The sequence below is a fragment of the Pedobacter metabolipauper genome (assembly GCF_004362715.1).
Classification (GTDB): domain Bacteria; phylum Bacteroidota; class Bacteroidia; order Sphingobacteriales; family Sphingobacteriaceae; genus Pedobacter; species Pedobacter metabolipauper.
In genome coordinates this window covers 576,176-596,155 of sequence record NZ_SNYC01000005.1, presented here as the reverse complement: position 1 = coordinate 596,155, position 19,980 = coordinate 576,176, and the positions used below count along the sequence as shown (strand labels likewise).

General features: G+C 41.0%; 19 protein-coding genes. 12 read left to right on the top strand and 7 right to left on the bottom strand.

Translation table 11 applies throughout. The features are described 5' to 3' along the window. Positions 1 to 24: 24 nt before the first annotated feature. The 3 genes from ATK78_RS14990 to ATK78_RS14980 form a co-directional block, all read right to left on the bottom strand. Positions 25 to 510, bottom strand: coding sequence for a GtrA family protein (locus ATK78_RS14990; protein WP_133576923.1), 486 nt, complete (start codon positions 508 to 510; stop codon positions 25 to 27). A gap of 47 nt (positions 511 to 557) precedes the next feature. After that, a complete protein-coding gene (locus ATK78_RS14985) occupies positions 558 to 1,250 on the bottom strand; it encodes a CAP domain-containing protein (protein WP_133576922.1) in 693 nt (230 codons plus the stop codon). Positions 1,251 to 1,326: 76 nt separating this feature from the next. Beyond that, positions 1,327 to 2,808, bottom strand: coding sequence for a glycine--tRNA ligase (locus ATK78_RS14980; protein WP_133576921.1), 1,482 nt, complete (start codon positions 2,806 to 2,808; stop codon positions 1,327 to 1,329). Between the two features lie 109 nt (positions 2,809 to 2,917). Between ATK78_RS14980 and ATK78_RS14975 the strand changes: the two genes are divergently transcribed. From ATK78_RS14975 to ATK78_RS14920, 12 genes are all read left to right on the top strand, one after another. Then, a complete protein-coding gene (locus ATK78_RS14975; RefSeq protein WP_133576920.1) occupies positions 2,918 to 3,625 on the top strand; it encodes an ATP-binding cassette domain-containing protein in 708 nt (235 codons plus the stop codon). A gap of 95 nt (positions 3,626 to 3,720) precedes the next feature. Further along, positions 3,721 to 4,242 carry a hypothetical protein gene (locus ATK78_RS14970; RefSeq protein ID WP_133576919.1) on the top strand — a complete coding sequence of 174 codons (522 nt, stop codon included), beginning with the start codon at positions 3,721 to 3,723 and terminating at the stop codon, positions 4,240 to 4,242. 217 nt (positions 4,243 to 4,459) lie between these two features. Further along, the gene (gene kaiC, locus ATK78_RS14965; RefSeq protein ID WP_133576918.1) at positions 4,460 to 6,205 is read left to right on the top strand and encodes a circadian clock protein KaiC; all 1,746 of its coding nucleotides are present in this window, start codon (positions 4,460 to 4,462) and stop codon (positions 6,203 to 6,205) included. Position 6,206: 1 nt separating this feature from the next. Beyond that, on the top strand, positions 6,207 to 6,500 hold the full coding sequence (locus ATK78_RS14960; RefSeq protein WP_133576917.1) for a circadian clock KaiB family protein: 294 nt from the start codon (positions 6,207 to 6,209) through the stop codon (positions 6,498 to 6,500). Position 6,501: 1 nt separating this feature from the next. After that, entirely contained in the window at positions 6,502 to 6,819 is a 318-nt protein-coding gene (locus tag ATK78_RS14955) for a circadian clock KaiB family protein (RefSeq protein WP_133576916.1), read from the top strand. Next, positions 6,819 to 8,555: a PAS domain-containing sensor histidine kinase gene (locus ATK78_RS14950; RefSeq protein ID WP_133576915.1), complete on the top strand. Its 1,737-nt coding sequence runs from the start codon at positions 6,819 to 6,821 to the stop codon at positions 8,553 to 8,555. The genes ATK78_RS14955 and ATK78_RS14950 overlap by 1 nt, the downstream gene beginning before the upstream one ends. Before the next feature lie 93 nt (positions 8,556 to 8,648). Next, positions 8,649 to 9,173: a hypothetical protein gene (locus tag ATK78_RS14945; protein ID WP_133576914.1), complete on the top strand. Its 525-nt coding sequence runs from the start codon at positions 8,649 to 8,651 to the stop codon at positions 9,171 to 9,173. Between the two features lie 61 nt (positions 9,174 to 9,234). Continuing rightward, the gene (gldF, locus tag ATK78_RS14940; protein WP_133576913.1) at positions 9,235 to 9,963 is read left to right on the top strand and encodes a gliding motility-associated ABC transporter permease subunit GldF; all 729 of its coding nucleotides are present in this window, start codon (positions 9,235 to 9,237) and stop codon (positions 9,961 to 9,963) included. Then, positions 9,957 to 11,639, top strand: a complete 1,683-nt coding sequence (gene gldG, locus ATK78_RS14935) for a gliding motility-associated ABC transporter substrate-binding protein GldG (protein WP_133576912.1) — start codon at positions 9,957 to 9,959, stop codon at positions 11,637 to 11,639. Before gldF ends, gldG begins: the two co-directional genes overlap by 7 nt. Positions 11,640 to 11,673: 34 nt before the next feature. Then, on the top strand, positions 11,674 to 12,798 hold the full coding sequence (dnaN, locus tag ATK78_RS14930) for a DNA polymerase III subunit beta (protein WP_133576911.1): 1,125 nt from the start codon (positions 11,674 to 11,676) through the stop codon (positions 12,796 to 12,798). An 82-nt stretch (positions 12,799 to 12,880) separates the two neighbouring features. Beyond that, entirely contained in the window at positions 12,881 to 13,543 is a 663-nt protein-coding gene (locus ATK78_RS14925) for a DUF4397 domain-containing protein (protein WP_133576910.1), read from the top strand. A 74-nt stretch (positions 13,544 to 13,617) separates the two neighbouring features. Beyond that, the gene (locus tag ATK78_RS14920; protein WP_133576909.1) at positions 13,618 to 14,298 is read left to right on the top strand and encodes a DedA family protein; all 681 of its coding nucleotides are present in this window, start codon (positions 13,618 to 13,620) and stop codon (positions 14,296 to 14,298) included. A 206-nt stretch (positions 14,299 to 14,504) separates the two neighbouring features. On the opposite strand, the gene ATK78_RS14915 is transcribed toward ATK78_RS14920, so the two are convergent. The 4 genes from ATK78_RS14915 to ATK78_RS14900 all read right to left on the bottom strand — a co-directional run bounded on the left by ATK78_RS14915 (position 14,505) and on the right by ATK78_RS14900 (position 19,882). Beyond that, complete coding sequence (locus ATK78_RS14915) at positions 14,505 to 15,461, bottom strand: zinc dependent phospholipase C family protein (RefSeq protein WP_133576908.1); 957 nt, start codon at positions 15,459 to 15,461, stop codon at positions 14,505 to 14,507. A gap of 35 nt (positions 15,462 to 15,496) precedes the next feature. After that, positions 15,497 to 17,356, bottom strand: coding sequence for a Fe-S protein assembly chaperone HscA (gene hscA / locus ATK78_RS14910; RefSeq protein WP_133576907.1), 1,860 nt, complete (start codon positions 17,354 to 17,356; stop codon positions 15,497 to 15,499). A 115-nt stretch (positions 17,357 to 17,471) separates the two neighbouring features. Beyond that, entirely contained in the window at positions 17,472 to 18,548 is a 1,077-nt protein-coding gene (locus tag ATK78_RS14905) for a DUF3810 domain-containing protein (protein ID WP_133576906.1), read from the bottom strand. Next, positions 18,548 to 19,882: a dihydroorotase gene (locus ATK78_RS14900; protein WP_133576905.1), complete on the bottom strand. Its 1,335-nt coding sequence runs from the start codon at positions 19,880 to 19,882 to the stop codon at positions 18,548 to 18,550. The genes ATK78_RS14905 and ATK78_RS14900 overlap by 1 nt, the downstream gene beginning before the upstream one ends. Positions 19,883 to 19,980: the final 98 nt, after the last annotated feature.

Sequence of the window (19,980 nt, the reverse complement as noted above, 5' to 3'; positions counted from 1 at the left end):
ACAGAAAAAAGAAACGGAAATGAGTTACTTCTTAACCCTGAAAGAGAAGTGTTTTTGTACAAAATAGCTGATCAATGCCAGGCTAATTGTGATACCGGCCTGAGAGAGGGATGGATAAAAATGCAGACCCTCAACCATGTATTTCAGCAAGGTAATATTGAGCATAAAATTAATGATCACAACTGCAGCATAACGGAATATCTGGATCCGGCCTTTGAGGTTGGATTGTGTAAAAATCAGGTATTTATTTAACATAAACCCAACCAGGAAGGAAGCAAAGGTACTCATGAGCAATGCGGCAACGGGAGCACTGATCATTTTAGGCACAAAGGGAAAATCAACATAAATATTCTTCTGGTGCAGGATCCAGTTAAAGGCGATGTAGTAACCAACAATACCAGTGCTGGCAGATATACCACCAGAAACGATATATCTAAAGGTATGAAGCGGCAAAAAGCGTGAAAAAGGAGGATAAAAGAAATCTATTAATCTTAATAAGGCTTTACGCATACACTAATGAACTGTTAATTTACCGCTAATCCTGCAAAGATATTATTTTATTGGCCCGGTAATGCAACAAAATCGGTGACAGAGCAGTATTTATAACCTTTATGCGGCTGTATGCTTACGCCTACATAATTTAGCTTAAAGGCCGTGTTTAAAATGATCTTCCGGTGCCCAAGATCAGGAACACCTTTATCCAGTAACAGCATCGAAACATTTCCTAAACCCGTCTGAAAACCAAAAGCCAGGTTTTCACCAAAAGATCGTTTAGGGTACATTTTGCCAATCCGGTCTTTAACCGTTCTGCCATCAAGAGAATTGTGAGCCGCATAGTTGTTCTTGTTCATATCCTTAGCATGTTGCTTAGACACCCAGCTCAAGGCCTCATCAGGCCACAGAACAGGCAGTCCCTTAATGGCTTTCAGTTCTTTCTCCAGGCTGCGGTAATAGGAATCTGTCCGGCTCACCCTAATCTCATTGTAGTTGCTGTATTTAACCATTTGCTTGTTGTGCTGGTCAATGAAATCCTGAAAATAGGTGTTAAAGAACTTCTCACCATCCATCCGTGCCAGGTTCATATAAAGAACCATGTCCTTTTCTTCGCCGGTCAGGTAGCTGGCATTACCGGCAGTGTTGGCAAATTTTAGCTCTTCTTTAGACCATGTATATGCTGTGTCCTGCTTCTTTCCGGCAAAAGAAACCAGCAAGGGCATCATAAATAATAAAGCGACTGATACAAGTTTCATGTGCAGGTTAACGCAAAAGGCAGGCCATGTATTGTACATGGCCTGCCTTTATGACGTAATTCTATAAATAACAGACCTATCTAAGCAGGTTTTTCCAGCTGGTTTTACTGCTGATCAGGTCCTGAAGGTCTTTAATTTCAATGCGCTGCTGCTCCATGGTATCGCGGTGGCGAATGGTTACGGTATCATCAACCAGCGACTGGTGATCTATCGTTAAGCAAAAAGGAGTGCCAATAGCATCCTGTCTGCGGTAACGTTTACCAATGGCATCTTTTTCTTCATAAATACAGTTAAAATCAAGTTTTAAGCTGTTCATGATCTCTCTTGCTTTTTCCGGTAAACCGTCTTTTTTAGTAAGGGGGAAGATGGCCACTTTAACAGGAGCTAAACAAGGATGTAAACGAAGCAGTGTTCTGCTGTCTTGTTTATCGCCATCACTAAGATCCTGCTCTTCAAATGCATTGATCATCGTTAAAAGGAACATCCTGTCTAAACCGATTGAAGTTTCAATTACATAAGGGATATAGTTACCATAAGGCTTGCCCTCCTCATTCAGTTCAGCATCAAAATACTGCATTTTCTTGCCAGAGAATTCCTGGTGCTGGGAAAGGTCAAAATCGGTGCGGCTGTGAATACCTTCCACTTCCTTAAAGCCAAAAGGGAATTCAAATTCTATATCCGTTGCTGCATTCGCATAGTGGGCAAGTTTAACGTGATCGTGGTAGCGGTATTTCTCTTCAGAAGTACCAAGGGCCAGGTGCCATTTCAGGCGTGCTTCTTTCCAGTAAGCAAACCATTTTTCGTCTTCTCCCGGACGTACAAAGAATTGCATTTCCATTTGTTCAAATTCACGCATCCGCATAATGAACTGGCGGGCAATGACTTCATTTCTAAAAGCCTTACCGATCTGGGCAATTCCGAAAGGTATTTTCATCCTGCCGGATTTTTGAACGTTCAAGAAGTTTACAAAGATACCCTGGGCAGTTTCAGGACGTAAGTAAATTTCTTCAGCACCTTCGGCCATCGCACCAAACTGGGTGCTGAACATCAGGTTAAACTGGCGTACATCAGTCCAGTTTTTTGTTCCGCTAACCGGACAAGCAATCTCATGCTCTTCAATCAGGGTCTTTAACAACTGCAGGTTTTCAGATTTTAACGCATCATCCATATCTGCCTGCAATTTGGCAGCTTTATCTGTTTTACCGTCTTTTTCATAACGGGTAATTTTATCTTCTAATAACTGATCGGCGCGATAGCGTTTTTTTGAATCTTTATTATCGATCATTGGATCGTTAAAACCATCCACGTGCCCGCTTGCTTTCCAAATTTTTGGATGCATGAAAATGGCAGAATCAATACCTACAATATTCTCATGCATTTGCACCATGGCTTTCCACCAATACGTTTTAATGTTGTTCTTTAATTCTGCCCCCAACTGTCCATAATCGTAAACAGCGCTTAGTCCATCATAAATCTCGCTGCTTTGAAATACAAAACCATATTCTTTAGCATGAGAGATAACATTTTTAAATTGCTCGTCGTTAGTGTTTTTTGCCATAATGATGCAAACTTAGATAAAATTGTTTTAAAGGAAATATAAGTTTTCACAAATAACTTTTTCCTACTTTTGAAAATGATCTCAGCAACAAACCTAGAATATAAATAAATTGAGCATTACGGTAAAAGATTTAGCTAAACACTATGGCAGGCAGCATGCGGTGGATGGAATAAGCTTTGAAGCAAGGCCAGGAAAGATACTTGGTTTTTTAGGCCCGAATGGGGCCGGCAAATCCACGACCATGAAAATGCTTACCGGCTATCTAAAGCCAACATCAGGTTCAGCAGAGCTATGTGGTTTTGATACCCAAACACAAAGCCTGGAACTGAAAAGGGTTATTGGTTACCTGCCGGAGCACACGCCATTATATACAGATATGTATGTAAAGGAATTCTTATTGTTTGTTGCAAATACTTACAAGCTGGATCAGCCGGAACTTAAAGTAAAAGAAACCATAGAGCGGGTAGGCCTGTCAGTAGAGCAGCATAAGAAGATTTCCATGCTCTCAAAAGGGTATAAACAGCGTGTAGGTTTGGCGCAGGCCATCATTCATGATCCACAGGTCCTTATCCTGGATGAGCCTACATCAGGACTGGATCCCAACCAGTTAACAGACATCAGGGCACTGATCAAAGAGCTTGGAAAGAATAAGACTGTGATCTTTTCCACGCACATTATGCAGGAAGTGGAAGCCATGTGCGATGAGGTCATCGTGATCAATAAAGGTAGTATCGTTGCAAATTCATCTATAAACGATCTTAAAAAGGAACATAATCTGTCTTCATTAGAAGAAATATTCAGAAAACTGACAGCGTAAACTATTCGGGTCTAATCGGTTATATAACTGGCAAAATTTTTGCGTCGGAGAGATAAAATTTATATAATTAATTATACATTTTAATTTTTGACAAGATGAAAAAGTTATTCTTAGCAGCAGCTATCGCAGGTTTTTTTGGAATTTCAAATGTTAACGCTCAAACATCAGACCCGGCAATGGGCGGATCTAAAATTGGTATAGGTGCAGAATTTGCATTTCCAACAGGTAATTTTGGAGAAATATATAAAATGGGATATGGTGGTTCGTTACAATACCAGATGCCAATTGCAAATAAGCTTAACTTCTTAGCAACAGCTGGATATTTAAACTTTACCCCAGAAGATGGCCTTCCCTTTGAAGATTATGGTGTAATCCCGGTTAAGTTGGGTGCAAGGTATTTCCTGGCAGAGAACTTCTATGCAGGCGGTGAATTGGGTGCTGCATTTGGTACCGGAGATAATTCTGAAACTGCATTTATTTATACGCCACATATTGGCGTTGAGTTCCCTGTAGCAGATAAAGGAACCGTTGACCTTGGCGCACGTTACGAAGCCTGGTCAAATAACGGAACATCCAGGTTTATCGGCCTTAGGTTAGCATACAACTTCGGTTTGTAAAACTAAAGTTTTTGAACAGGCTATCTCAACATCAGGTAGCCTGTTTTTTTATGCTTTAGCATATGCGCCATTTTTAAAACAAAATAATTTGTAAATGTGTTATGTAGCGTAAATCGTTTAAATATAAAAGATTAAAACTTAAACAACTTATAGTTGTAAATCTTCTATGTGGATTCAGATAAATATTTTTATCTTTCCATTACATTACCAATATTCTATGTCATCAACACTACCGTCGCAACAAAATTCTGATAATCATTTAGCGACATTACCAAAAACTTTAACAGGCATTACTGGTCTGGATGAAATTACACTCGGCGGATTGCCCACAGGCAGGCCTACCTTAATATGTGGAGGCACCGGATGTGGGAAAACATTATTTTCTTTAGAATTCTTAGTCCGCGGAGCCCAGGAATATGGCGAGCCAGGTGTTTTTATGGCTTTTGAAGAAAAGCCTCAGGAACTTACAATGAATGTGGCATCTCTTGGATTTAATCTTGCTGAACTTCAAAAAGAAAAGAAAATAAAAATAGACTATGTACATATCGACCGAAGTGAAATTGAAGAAACCGGAGAATATGACCTGGAAGGGCTTTTCATTAGACTTGGATATGCAATAGATAGTATTGGAGCAAAACGCGTAGTATTAGATACCATAGAAAACCTCTTTGCGGGATTAACAGATTTAGGAATATTACGTGCTGAATTGCGCCGCCTCTTCGGATGGTTAAAAGAAAAAGGGGTTACCGCAATTATTACCGGTGAAACCGGCGAAAAAACACTAACCAGGCAAGGACTCGAAGAGTATGTTTCTGATTGTGTGATCCTGCTGGATCACCGGATCATTAATCAGATATCAACCAGAAGACTCAGGATCATCAAATATCGCGGTACCGTACATGGTACCAATGAATACCCGTTTCTAATTGATGAAGAAGGGATCTCGGTATTGCCGGTTACCTCTTTGCTATTGGATAAGCCGGTTTCATCCGAATGTATTCCTACAGGCATTACCGCATTAGATGAAATGTTTAGTAGAGGCGGATACTATCGCGGAAGCAGTATTTTAGCGTCAGGAACAGCAGGAACAGGAAAAACAAGTATCGCAGCAAGCTTTGTGAACCAGGCCTGCCTGAACGGAGAAAGATGTTTGTTTTTTGGATTTGAAGAATCACCTCAGCAAATCATTAGGAATATGGGATCTATAGGCATGAATCTGCAAAGCCATGTAGACGCTGGCTTGTTAAGTTTTTATGCCTCAAGACCAACGCTATATGGTTTGGAAATGCACCTGGTGGCCATTCATAAGGCAATTAAAAAGTTTAAGCCGCAAGTGGTCGTTCTTGATCCCATTACCAATTTAATTACCATTGGATCAGTAAGTGAAGTAAAAGCCATGCTGGTAAGATTGATAGACTTCCTACAGGTAGAACAGATTACGGTCATGTTTACCGCACTTACGCTAAATAATATTATCAATGAGCAGACGGATGAAGGGGTATCTTCTCTTGTTGATGCCTGGCTGCTGATTAAAGATATTGAAATGAATGGTGAGCGTAACAAAGGATTGTATGTAATGAAATCACGCGGTATGAAGCACTCAAACCAGGTACGTGAATTCGTAATCGGTGAAGAAGGATTGAGTTTACTGGATGTGTATCTCGGCCCGGAAGGTATTTTAACAGGTTCTGCAAGAGAAGCACATAAACTGGAAGAACAAACCGGTCAGAAGCTGCATACAAATGCGTTGGATCGAAAAGACCGGGAACTGGAGCGCAAGCGAAAAGTGCTGGAAAGCAAGATTGATAGCCTAAGGACTGAATTTGAATCGACAGAAGAAGAGTTGAACAAAATTTATACAGAAGAAAAAATTAAAAACGAAGTGATCCTGCAGACCCGCGAGCAAATGAAAAATTTACGCAGCAGGCCCTCCGGTTCTGAAAATGAAAATTTTAAAAGGTAAGATGAAAGAGATTTATGAGCTTAGGCTTTATGTAGCAGGCAAAACAACTAAATCCGTAAATGCGCTGAACAACTTAAAAAAATATTGTGAAGAACATTTAAAGGATCAGTATGTTATAGAGGTAATTGACCTGTTGGAAAATCCACAGCTTGCAGAGGGAGATCAAATATTTGCTGTACCAACTTTAGTTAAAAAAGTGCCGGAACCTGTACGAAAGATCATCGGCGATTTGTCTAACGAAGAGAAAGTATTGGTAGGATTAAATATTCGACCTAAAATAACCCAATTAGGTTGATATGGTAATTGAGAATGGTGAAGATTATAACAACTGGAATACAAATGAAGATTCTGTATACCAGCTGCGCCTGTTTGTAGCGGGTGCTTCATCTCTATCTATCCGTGCAATTAATAATTTAAAATCAATCCTTACTGAGCATTTGGAGGGAAGATATGAACTGGAGGTTATCGATATACATCAACAACCTTTGATTGCCCTAAGCGAGGATATAACTGCAGTTCCAATGCTCGTTAAAAAGTTTCCCGCACCAAATAGAAAATTAATTGGAGACATGTCTGATACAGCTAAAGTGCTAAGAGGACTCAGTATAAAATAATGGCAGCCGCATTGAACACAGAAAAATCCAAAGAAGAGCTGTTAAAGTTACTAGAGGAGACAGAATACAGGCTTGAAGAAGCAAATGATACATTAGATGCCATTAAATCAGGCGAAATTGATGCACTCATTTTAAAAGGAGATGACGGTCATTCTATTTTTACATTAAAATCTGCCGACCATTCCTTCCGTATTTTTATTGAACAGATGTCTGAAGGAGCGGTAACCCTTAATAAGGAAGGTTTAATATTATATACCAATTCCAGCTTCGCATCAATAATAGATCTGCCGCTCGAAAAAATCATTGCCCATCCTTTTGACCGGTTTATCCTTCCAATGGATCTGTTAAAGTGGAACGAGATCATGTTTAATGCCTGGAACAACCAAACCAAAGTAGAGCTTGAACTTTTTAGCACCAACGGAAGTATTGTTCCTGTCCTGCTGTCATTAAAAAAGCTGGAACTTAGTGACGGGCTTTCTTTAAGCGTGATCATCACAGACTTGTCTGCCCAGAAAGATACCGAACGGCTCTTACAAAAAAAGAATGAACAGCTGGAAGAAGCGCAAAGAACAGCCAACTACTTAAATGCAACCTTAGAAAATACAGTAGCAGAAAGAACAAAGGCTTTAACCATAACCATCGCCGAAAAAGTTGCGGTTGAGCAAAGCCTGCGCAGTAATCAGGAACGCTTATCTCAAATACTGGAAACCATGGCCGAAGGGGTCATCATTAAAGATCTTGATTATAAGCTCGCCTACGCCAACCCAATGGCGCAAAAAATTATGGGCATTGTCGAAAGTGAGTCTAATGAAAACGAATACATCGACTCCAATTGGGAGTTTCAATGGGTTAATGGAGAAAAACTACCATTAGAACATTATCCGGTTTGGAAAGCCATGAGGTCGGGTAAACCAGTCTATGACTATGAAATATCCATTCAGCCACCTGAAGGTGAGCGGTTTTACATATCCGTTAACGCAGCACCCATTAAAGATGCAGAAGGAAACATCATTGCTGGTATCGGAACCTTTATGGATGTAACCAACCGCCGGAAAGCAATTCAGCAGAAAGACGATTTCATCAGCGTAGCCAGTCATGAGCTTAGAACTCCCGTAACTTCATTAAAAGCATCATTGCAATTAATGGAAAGATTAAAAGACCGTTCAAATGCTATAGTCATGATCCCAAAGCTGATTTCACAGGCAAACAAGAGCATGAACAAGATGAGTGTGCTGATAGAAGATCTGTTAAACGCCACAAAAATGACCGAAGGACAGCTGCATCTCAAAAAGTCCTGGTTTAACATGCATGATCTGATACATGATTGCTGCCATGATGTATTGTCAGACGGAACTTTTAAACTAACGGTTAGTGGTGAGTTAGAAGCTGCCGTTTTTGCAGATGAACACAAAGTAGAACAGGTAATCGTAAACTTTATCAGCAATGCTGCTAAATACGCACCGAATTCAAAAGAAATTAAGGTCTTAATAGAAAAAAAAGAAACGTATACCAAAGTTTCAGTGATTGATCAGGGGCCGGGTATTCCTACAGAAAAACTACCCTATATCTTTGACCGGTATTATCGTGTTGACAGTAGTGGAGTCCAATATTCAGGGCTGGGACTGGGGCTTTATATCTGTTCCCAAATTATCTATAAGCACGGTGGCCAGATTGGAGCAGATAGCAAAATTGGCCAGGGAAGTTCATTTTGGTTTACCATTCCAAATCTTTCCTGACCTATCCACAATTAGATTCTTTCATTAAAAACATCATTATTCTTTCTTACTTCACTATTATTTTATAATATCGCTGTATATAAATTTTAAAGCGTGAGAAACTTATCCTTCGTAACCATACTTTTATTTTTTTTATCGGTATCAGCCGTGAATGCCCAAACAGGTCCGGTAACAAATGGGCCGCGCCTGGGGATAGGGGCAGACTTTGCCTTTCCTCAAAATAATTCTAAGAACAATCCGAATTATGGGGCCGGGGCATCCCTGCTTTATCAGCATCCATTGGCTAAAGCATTAAATCTGACTGTAAATGTTGGTTACCTTAGATTTAACGGCGATCCCGTATTTGCAAATATTAAATATCGCCAGGGCTTTGTACCCATTAAAGCAGGGCTAAGGTTATATGTAACCGGTAAATTCTTTGCAGCAGGTGAATTGGGTGCTTCCATTTCTACGGCAAATGGAAATGGCAAGGGAACAGGTTTTGCCTATGCGCCCAACCTGGGCTTTGAGTTTCCGGTATCCAATTCCGGAAGTATAGATTTATCCGCACGGTACGAAAACTGGTCAGGAAACAATAACATGTCCTTCATCGGACTAAGAGCAGGTTTTAATTTTTAAATTCCCAAGCCTTTCATAGTTTAAACTATATTTTTAACTTCGGCATCATTAACTCAAATGCATGTACGCCGTTTTTAAACGTGAACTATTCAGTCTGCTAAATTCCCTGATGGCCTATATCACCATTGGTGTCTTTCTATTGGCATCCGGACTATTACTTTGGTTTTTTCCAGATACTTCCATATTGGAATATGGTTATGCTGAACTGACCGGTTTTTTTAATCTGGCCCCTTTTCTGTTCATGTTCCTCATTCCTGCCATTACCATGCGGTCGTTTGCCGAAGAAAGAAGGGAAGGGACCTATGTATTACTGGCAACGCGTCCTTTAACAGACTGGCAGATCATCCTGGCTAAATATTTAGCCTGTTTTGTACTGGTTCTTTTTGCATTGATCCCAACCCTCATCTATTATTATTCGGTCTTTAAACTCGGTTTGCCAGAAGGTAATATTGATACCGGCGCAGTTATTGGCTCTTATATCGGGTTGTTATTATTGGGAAGTTCATTTGTTGCAGTGGGCATATTTGCATCTGCAGTAACTAAAAATCAGGTCATTGCGTTCGCAATAGCCGTATTCATCTGCTTCATTGTATACAATGGGTTTGATGCCATGAGTAAGATCTTTGCATTACAATACCTGGAAAGTATGCTAATAGGCCTTAGTGTTAACGAGCATTACCAATCCATCAGCAGAGGGGTCTTAGATACCCGTGACCTGATCTATTTCATCACATTTATATTGGTGTTCCTTGCAGTCACCAGGCAAGTAATAGGAGGCCGGAAATGGTAAAGCTACAACAGAATCCTGCCATTCGCCTGCTGCTTTTTCTGCTCATACTGGCTGCAGTTAATATAGCCGGTCAGTTTATCTATACGCGGATAGATTTCACAAAAGAAAAGCGGTTCACATTAACCGATAAATCGAAATCCATTTTAAAAGAAGGAAATAAACCCATCACCATAACGGTGTTTTTGGAAGGAGACCTTCCAGCTGCGTTTAAACGCCTGAGAAATGCAACCAAAGACTTACTAACAGATTATAAAGCATATTACGGTACAAGTTTTAAAGTCATATTTGTAGACCCCATTTCCGGTCTCTCTGCATCAGAGCAGGATACGGTACTCAATAACCTATACCAGGCTGGGATCGAGCCCACAACGCTAAATATCAAAAATGACAATGGCTTTGCTCAGAAAACGATATTTCCGATGGCGATGGTGGATGCAAACGGAAACCAATTTCCCGTTAAGCTCCTTCAAAATCTGGATGCAGATGGTAATTATGAAGAAAACATCAATAATTCCATACAAAACCTGGAATATTTATTTACATCGGCCATTCAAAAAGTGCTTAGCGGCCAGCATCCGCGCATCGGTTTCACAGAAGGAAATGGGGAGCTGTCGGATGTATTCCTAAGTGATGCCATCAATAGCCTGTCCGATAGTTATGAAGTTGGCCGTGTAAATTTAAACGACATCACTAAAGCCGGCCTGGATAAACTAAACGTGCTGATCATTGCAAAACCGCAAAAAGAATTTACTGAAGCTGAAAAATATAAGATCAATTACTTTGTAATGAATGGTGGTAAGGTCGTTTGGAGTATTGACCAGGTTAATGCAGATCTGGACAGCATGGGTAAAAGGGGAGAGCAGCTCGCTTTTAACAATAAACTGAACCTGGATGATCAGTTATTCATGTATGGAGCACGGATCAATTACAATCTGATTGCAGATGCAAACTGTATAGAGATCCCATTGGCCATGGGAGGCGGGCAGGGGCAAATTCAAATGGCCCCATGGGTATACTATCCATTGCTGATGCCTGATAAGGTAAATAACCTGGTTAAGAATATAGACGGGATCCGTAGCGAATTTGCAAGTACCGTAGACACCATTGGCGTTAAAGGAGTATCTAAAAAAATAATCCTGCAAAGTTCGGCATTCAACAAAGTTCACAATACACCTAAATTATTGAGCCTGCAAATGGTAGCCGAGCAGCCCAATCCGAAGGAATATGCAAGTGTGCCCCAAACCGTTGGGGTATTGCTGGAAGGCAGTTTTCCGTCCGTATTTTTAAACCGGTCTGTTCCGGCAGGCATAGCCGAAGCTTATCCCTTACCGGCACAGGGCAAGCCCACTAAAATGGTCGTGATCGGAGATGGAGATGTGTTTAAAAATCAGGTAAGCAACAGGGATGGATCCGCTTTCCCATTGGGTTTTGACCGGTATACCCAAAGAACATATGGCAATAAGACGTTGCTGTTAAATATTGCAGATTATCTTTCTAACGACAATAACCTCATCTCTCTAAGAAATAAAGAGGTAAAGATCAGGTTGTTGGATAAAGCTGTTTTACATGCCGATAAGCTATATTGGCAGTTAATCAATGTCCTTTTGCCCATCACATTGTTAATATTGTTTGCAATTTTTCAACATTATTACCGCAAGCGTAAGTATGCGAGGTAATTTTTATATTTTTGAGAACTGACAAGATCATATTATGAGATTTATTGTATCCACATCAACGCTATTAAAACATTTGCAAACCGTAAATGGCGCCTCAAGCAGCAGCACCGTTCTACCTATATTGGAAAATTTCCTGTTTGAAATTAAAGATGGAAGTTTAACCATATCTGCAACAGATTTGCAGACCAGCATGACTACTTCTTTACCAGTTGAATCTAAAGAAGGCGGAAAAGTTGCCGTGCCTGCACGAATTCTATTAGACACTTTAAAAACATTGCCAGATCAGCCTATTTCGTTCAATATAGACGATAGTTCATTCTCTATTGAGATTAGTGCAGGTGATGGTAAATATAAATTAAGCGGAGAGAACGGAGATGATTTTCCTAAAATTCCGGTAGTTGAAAACGCCTCGTCCGTAAACTTACCCGCTTCCGTATTAACAGAAGCAATTACAAAAACCATTTTTGCAGTAAGTAACGATGAGCTGCGCCCGGCTATGACCGGTGTATTCTGCCAGCTTTCCGACCAGCACATTACCTTTGTAGCTACAGACGCACATAAACTGGTACGGTACAGACGTATGGATAGCAAAGCAGACAAATCATCTTCTTTTATCCTTCCAAAAAAGGCATTAACACTTTTAAAGGCCGCCTTACCGTCTACAGATGTAAACGTTTCTGTAGATTATAACGCAACCAGTGCCTTTTTTAAGTTTGAGAATATCAACCTGGTTTGTCGTTTAATTGATGAGCGTTATCCGGATTATGAAGCAGTGATACCTGCCAATAACCCAAATAAACTCGTAATTGACCGTGCTTTATTCTTAAATACCTTGCGCAGGGTAGTCATATTTGCCAATAAAACAACACACCAGGTGCGCTTAAAGATCAATGGAAGTGAATTGAATATCTCTTCAGAAGATCTTGATTTCGCCAATGAAGCACATGAGCGCCTGAGCTGCCAATATGAAGGTGAAGATCTTGAAATTGGATTCAATGCCCGCTTCTTAATTGAGATGCTGAGCAACCTGAGTGGTGAAGAGGTCACTTTAGAACTTTCAACACCAAATCGGGCAGGATTATTGATCCCGCAAACAAACGATGAAAACGAAGATGTACTCATGCTGGTCATGCCGGTTATGTTAAATAACTATAATTAAGTTCTTTAATTACAATGATGGCTTGGTTTTTGACCAAGCCATCATTGTTTTAATCCAATTATTAACGTCAAAAATACTTGTTATGAAAAAATCATTTTTTTTAGGTTTAGGAATGCTTGTTCTGCTTAGCTCATGCTTAAAAGAACCAGATCCGGTACCAACAGGAGAAGCAAGGGTCAAATTTGTAAATGCCTCATTAACTTCAGGGCCTCAGGACTTCTATGTAAATGGTGCATTGAAAAGTACAACTTCACTGCCTTATAGTGCATCATCAGGATATGTTACCATCACATCCGGAAACAACGAGTTTGCAGTAACAGATGCAGGAGTAACGTCCACAGCCAATGCCATTTCTTCCTATGGGATTGATATCTCTTCTAACCTTACTTTATTTTATTTTAACAATGCAACAAGCGGACATAGTGCAGGATTGATCCCTGATGATATGACAGCTCCAGACGCCGGTAAAGCGAAGGTTAGATTTGTACACCTGAACAATTTTTTAGGTACAACAAATCTAAGTGCAAGCATCAGCGGTGGCGCACAACTGTTTACAGGTTTGGGCTTTGCAGTGGTATCTCCTTATTATTCGGTTGATCCGGGAACTAAATTTACATTGGCAGCAGCAGGTGTAACCAATGCTCCAGAGGTTAATTCTGGAATCGTTGCAGGTAAAATATATACCATCTGGGTGGATGGGGCTGCAGCAACAGAATTAACAGGTCACACGATCATTCAGAATTAATTTTACAATTCTAAGTTTAAAAATATCATGGTTATTGCCATGATATTTTTACTTTTGGGCTTAACTTATAGAACTTGGAATTTTTTACTTTTTTAATAGACTTTCTTCTTCATATTGATAAACATCTTGAAGAAATTATCAGAGATTATCAAAACTGGACGTACGCGATTCTTTTCCTTATTATTTTTGCCGAAACAGGTTTTGTAGTAACGCCATTCTTACCCGGAGATTCTTTATTGTTTGCGATGGGAACGTTAATAGCAGGAAACAATACTGGCCTGAACATCTGGGCAATGCTCATTCTGCTGATCGTTGCAGCCATATTGGGCAACTCCTTAAATTATAAACTGGGCAGCTTTTTCGGGGTTAAGGTCTTTAAAGAAAAGAACCGGATCCTAAAGCTGGAATATTATAACCAATCACATGTATTCTTTGAAAAACACGGTGGTAAAGCCATCATCTTTAGCCGCTTTCTGCCCATCTTCAGAACAATAGCCCCATTCGTTGCAGGTGTTGCAAAAATGCCTTTTGGCAGGTTTACCCTGTTTAACATCATTGGCGGAGTAGCCTGGATCACCAGCTTGTTAATGGCCGGATATTTATTAGGTCAGATCCCGGTAGTTAAAAAGAACTTTGATGTCGTAATTGTTGTCATTGCAGTAGTTACCTTCTTTCCGGCAATCTTTGCCGCAGTACGCTCCAGGTTCAAAAAGAAAGAAGTTATCACAGAAAAAGAAGTCGCAGAAGAAGTTTAGCCGGGTTTCTGAGAGATGCGTTAAACGCGTTCTTAAGTGCTCTTTAATGCGCTCAAACGTTCTCAAACGTTCTCAGACGTTCTCAGACATTCTCTCTTGAGAGCTCTTCACGTTCTTCAACGTGCTCAATGCGCTCAATGCGCGCGCTAAAAGGTTTCTGGAAATTCTTTACGATAAATAACATTGGCTTCGCTTAACTGGCTAACCTAGTTTTCACGTCCAATAATCTTTCCTTGCTTGTAATTGTATTCAGCTTCGCTAACAGACCTTTCTTCTGAACTGCTTAATCCGGTTTTCACGAGGTGTTCCAGATCAGGCTGACCGGCATCAACCCATGCCGTGTACCAGAAAGAACCAATGGCCAATATAGAAGAACGCATCTGACGTTCTACCATGCCGTTCATCAGGTTCTGGTAAGCCTTTGTATATTCATCAGCATATTGCCTCATCACAAGTCCGTTCCGCTTTGAAAAACTGTATTTTTTATGGGCTTTAAATGTCAGGTTTAACGCGGCTTCACAGTTTAAAACAGAATCTACCAGGCTGTGGCTGTGTTTAACGATCTTCCAGGCCTCGCGTAAAGGGTTTTCTATATATAAGGCCTTTCCAACCAGAAAATTGTAATCTCTTGAAAATAATTCAGGCAGACGGCTTTCCCAGAAAGCGTGAATGCCAACCTGGTTGGTCAACTGTCCGTTATGATTCTTAGTGGTATGGAGCGGCACATGTGCATCCGCCAGGTAATGACCAAGATAGGCAGAATGGATTAATATCTTCAGAGAGTCCCTGTTCTTAAAGGCCTGAACCAGGTTGTAATAGCTCCGTTGAATCTGCCAGGGTAAAATCCCATCTTTATTTAATTTCGGAGTGCCGTATCTGAGCACGGCATCATTCCATCTTTCAGGAATACTGTCTATATCCTGTTCATAAAGTTCCGCGTCAAGATAGTGCCGGGCAGCTTCAGAAGTATCGGCATACCGCCGCTTATCCGGGTCAACCGCATGCTCGGAGAGATACCGGATGTTGGATTTATAAAAACGGCTGATGCCTTTGGGCAACGTAAAAACAGCCAGGCGGTTAATTCGCTGGTGGGCAAAGAAACCCCAGGAGCTGAAACCCAGGCCGGCAGCAATAAGGATTACGGAAATAAAAAATGATTTCATTTCCGCAAACTTATCTAAGAAAACCTATTGGGTGGCTATTTGTCGATGCTTTTACCTTTCATTGCCGAAGAAACGGCAACATCCATTACCCGCTCAGCAAATGGACGTGTAAACTCATTAAGCTCATCGGCCTTTTTCAGGATCTCATCTTTCTCTGCTTTAGCCAATGCGCCTTTTAAAGCCTCAATATGAGTTTTTGTATTGGTAATCTCTTCCTCAGTCAGATACGTACTGTGCTTTTCAATAAAACGTTCAGCCGTATAAACCAGTTGCTCGCCTTCACTTCTGGCTTCAATCAGCATGCGCTGCTCCACATCACTCTTCGCATAGGTAATACTATCGATCAGCATCTTTTCTACCGTTTCATCGGTAAGGCCATAGCTCGGTGTAATGTCAATCTCCTGCTTAACACCGGAACGCAGTTCAATGGCCTGAACCGTTAAAATACCATCAGCATTCAGCAGAAAGTTAATGTCAACCTTAGGTAGTCCGGCAGGCATAGAAGGAATGCCTTTAAGATCAAATTCAGCAAGCTTTCTGTTCTCACTCACCAGGTCGCGCTCACCCTGAAATATAGAGATCTTCATGTTAACCTGTCCATCAATGGAAGTCGTGTATTGTCTGCCGGCTTTGGTTGGAACTTTCGCATTTCTCGGAATGATCACATCCATTAAACCGCCCATGGTTTCAATACCTAACGATAGGGGGGTAACATCAAGCAATAAGATGTCCGACCGGTTACCGGCAAGAATATCGGCCTGAATGGCTGCACCCAATGCAACAACCTCATCCGGATTGATCTGGTCATGCGGTGTACGTCCAAAGAAATCAGCAACCTGCTGTTTTACAAACGGTGTACGCGTAGAACCGCCAACCAATACCACCTCATCAATATCGGCTATTTTAAGTTTGGCATCAGTAAGGGCCTGTTTACAGGAATTGATGGTTTCAAGAACCTTAGCAGCAATCAGCTGCTCAAAGGTTTGCTTATCAATGGTACACCAGATTTCACCCAGTTGTTCATTGAATAAGTTCTGACTGCTCAATGCTTTTTTGGCAGCCTCTGCTTTAAGGCGTAAAGATTGCATTAAACCAGGGTTGGCAGCAAGCTCTTCATTATTTAAGTTATTCTTCTCAATCCAGTAATGAACAATGGCACGGTCAAAATCATCGCCTCCTAAAAAGGTATTGCCATTTGTAGCCAGTACTTCAAAAATCCCATTTTGGATAGAAAGAACAGATACATCAAAAGTTCCGCCGCCCAGATCATAAACAGCAATTGTTTTTTGCTGCGCAGGATCAAGGCCAATGCCATAGGCTAAACTAGCCGCTGTAGGCTCATTTACGATCCTCAAAACGTCCAGACCGGCTAACTTGCCCGCATCTCTGGTTGCTTGCCGCTGACTGTCGTTAAAATACGCAGGAACGGTGATTACCGCACGGTTTACAGGAGTTTTTAATGCATGTTCGGCTCTGGCCTTTAGTTCTTTCAAAATCTCTGCAGAAAGCTCAATAGGTGTATAAAACCGGTTTCCTGCTTTAATCTTTACCAGGGCATCGTTCTCATCATCAATGATCTTGTAAGAAAAGGTATCCTGATGTCCGGCAACATCCTTATAAGATCTTCCCAGTAAACGTTTAACTGAAAATATGGTATTTGCCGGATCTGTAATTAAAAATTCTTTAGCTTCATTTCCAACAAGCGCATCACCCTGTGCATTAAAATGTACAACAGAAGGTACTAAAAGACCCTTTCCGGTATCATTGATCACCTTTGGGTTTTTATCGGGATCAATAAAGGCAACCAAACTATTGGTTGTACCCAGGTCAATTCCTACAATGATCTCTTCTTTTTGCAATGAACCTGTTGCCAGGTTGATGGATATTTTTGCCATAGTCTGGCAAATTTAGGAATGTTTTAAGTTTTTTTCCATTAAGCATGGATTTGTTTTCAGGCGAAAGGATCGATCAACTGCTTTTTTACATTTGTTTGGTAATCAAAACAGCGTACTACAGTTTTTTCAATTCTTTTTTATGGATATTATACAACCAGATCACAATATCCTGGTAGCTGTCTGTACCCTTGCGCTGGTTGTTCAGCTTTAAGAAACGGTCAAAGGCAACATCCAGATAATTGAACATCTGGTTATTGTATTTCATCCAGAAGGCCCGGTCCTGTGTAAAATCACCCAGCGTTACTGCATTTATCTTTTTATACAAAATGGCATAATCATCCGGAGATTTAAGCCTTATTTCAAATAAAATGCTTTTAAGCATCGCATAGGCAGCAGAATATTGAAAATTTTGATCATTACTGTTTATGGCAACCAGGTAACCGATCAGGTTGGCTTCATCCTCCCTGCCAATGCCCAGCTGGTGTGCAATTTCATGGCACGTTACAAATGGAAGGGCAACCGCAGGAAGCCGCATGTTGATGTTTGCCTCTCCGGAAAGCGGATTGTAATATCCTTCAATACCGATCTTAGTAATTACCCAGCTATTCAAAACGGCTTTTACCGCAGGAACATCGTAATTGAAAAAAGGGTTCACTTTTTTCATCTTGTCGTACCCATCCTTTGCCTTACTTTCCAGTTCCAACAAGGTGTATCTGGTTTTTTTGATGCGCTGGAGGTTGTTTAGTTTATTGATGAACAGATCGCCCAGCTGCACCAGTTCAGCAGTAGTATACTTTTCATTGGATATGCCTAGCTTTAATGCAATAGACGGACGCGAATAATTTAAACCCCAAAGGATCTTAAAAAGCAGGTAAAGGATCAGCGTGAAATTGATTACCTGTAACGGAATGTTGATCCGGTCCGCTCGTTTTAAGGTCTTGCGCGCAATCTTTTTATAGAACAGGAATAAACTTCTGATAATGAATAAGATCAGTAACAGGTACAGAAAATCGCCAAGGGCGAAAGGAACCAGGGCACTGATAAAACGCTGAACAACGGAACTAAGGGTATAAAACGCGCCCGAATAGATCCGTTCAGTAAGCGAACTGCTAAGCCCAATCCCATAAACCAATAAAGAAAGTACGAACAGGAAAACAGACCATTTAGATCTGGTCAGATATCCGGCTTTCATTATCGGTTAAATGCTAATCTTTTGCCGGTTTCATTGGTCATAAATTTACCCTTTTGATACGCCAGGTTTCCGGAAACAAAGGTGTGGGTAATCTCCGACTGAAACGTTTGGCCTTCAAAAGGAGACCAGCCGCATTTGTAGAATACATTGTTGCGGGTAACGGTAACCGGATCATGGAGGTTCACCAAAACCAGGTCGGCCCAATAGCCCTCCCTGATAAAGCCCCTTTTGTCTATATTAAAACAGGTAGCTACATTGTGTGCCGTCTTTTCTGCAATCTTTTCCAGCGTGATCTTACTTTGGTGGTACAGCTCTAAAAGCGCAGAAAGCGCATGTTGTACCAATGGTCCGCCAGATGGGGCCTGTAAATAAGGCTGCTCCTTTTCTTCGATCGTATGCGGTGCATGATCCGTCGCAATCACGTCGATATGCCCGTCCAGAACGGCCTTTAAAATCGCATCTCTATCACCAGCAGTCTTAACCGCAGGGTTCCACTTGATCCAGTTGCCCTTTGTTGCATAATCCCGGTCATCAAACCAAAGGTGATGAACACAGGCCTCAGCAGTGATCCGTTTGTCCTTAAGCGGGGTAATGCTGTCAAAAAGAGCAATCTCTCTGGCCGTAGATATGTGCAGGATATGCAGGCGCGTTCCATACTTCTTGGCCAGTTCAACGGCCATCGAAGAAGAAATATAACAAGCTTCAGCACTGCGGATCAGCGGATGCATGTCTATGGTAATGTGATCTCCATACTTTTCCTTGTATAAAGCCAGGTTAGTCTGGATGGTATGTTCATCTTCACAGTGGGTAGCCACCAGCATAGGTGCTTCCCTAAAGATATTTTCTAAAACTTTTTCATTGTCTACCAGCATATTCCCGGTAGAAGAGCCCATAAACACCTTAATTCCGCACACATTGGCAGGATCAGTTTTTAAAACTTCATCAATGTTTGTGTTCGATGCCCCCATAAAAAAGGAATAATTGGCAAGGGACATCTCTGATGCGATTTGATATTTATCAGCAAGCAGCTCCTGGGTCAGCGTATTTGGAACGGTATTGGGCATTTCCATATAAGAAGTAATGCCGCCGGCAACAGCAGCCATGCTTTCCGAAAAAATATCTGCTTTGTGCGTTAGGCCCGGTTCTCTGAAATGAACCTGGTCATCGATCATTCCCGGAAAAAGATGCAGCCCTTCCGCATTGATCTCATGCGCTCCGGGTTCAGTAATAGCCGGAGCAATCTTAGCTATAAAACCGTCTTTAATCAGTACATCGTTTACACTAATTTGTCCTTCATTAACAACTGAGGCAGATTTTATCAGAATGGTGTTCATACTGCCAAACTTAGAAAAAAGAAGTGGAAATGGCAATTTTAACCAGAACCCGGCGCGGATTAAATATCCGCATGACTAAATAATAGTATATTTGCAAA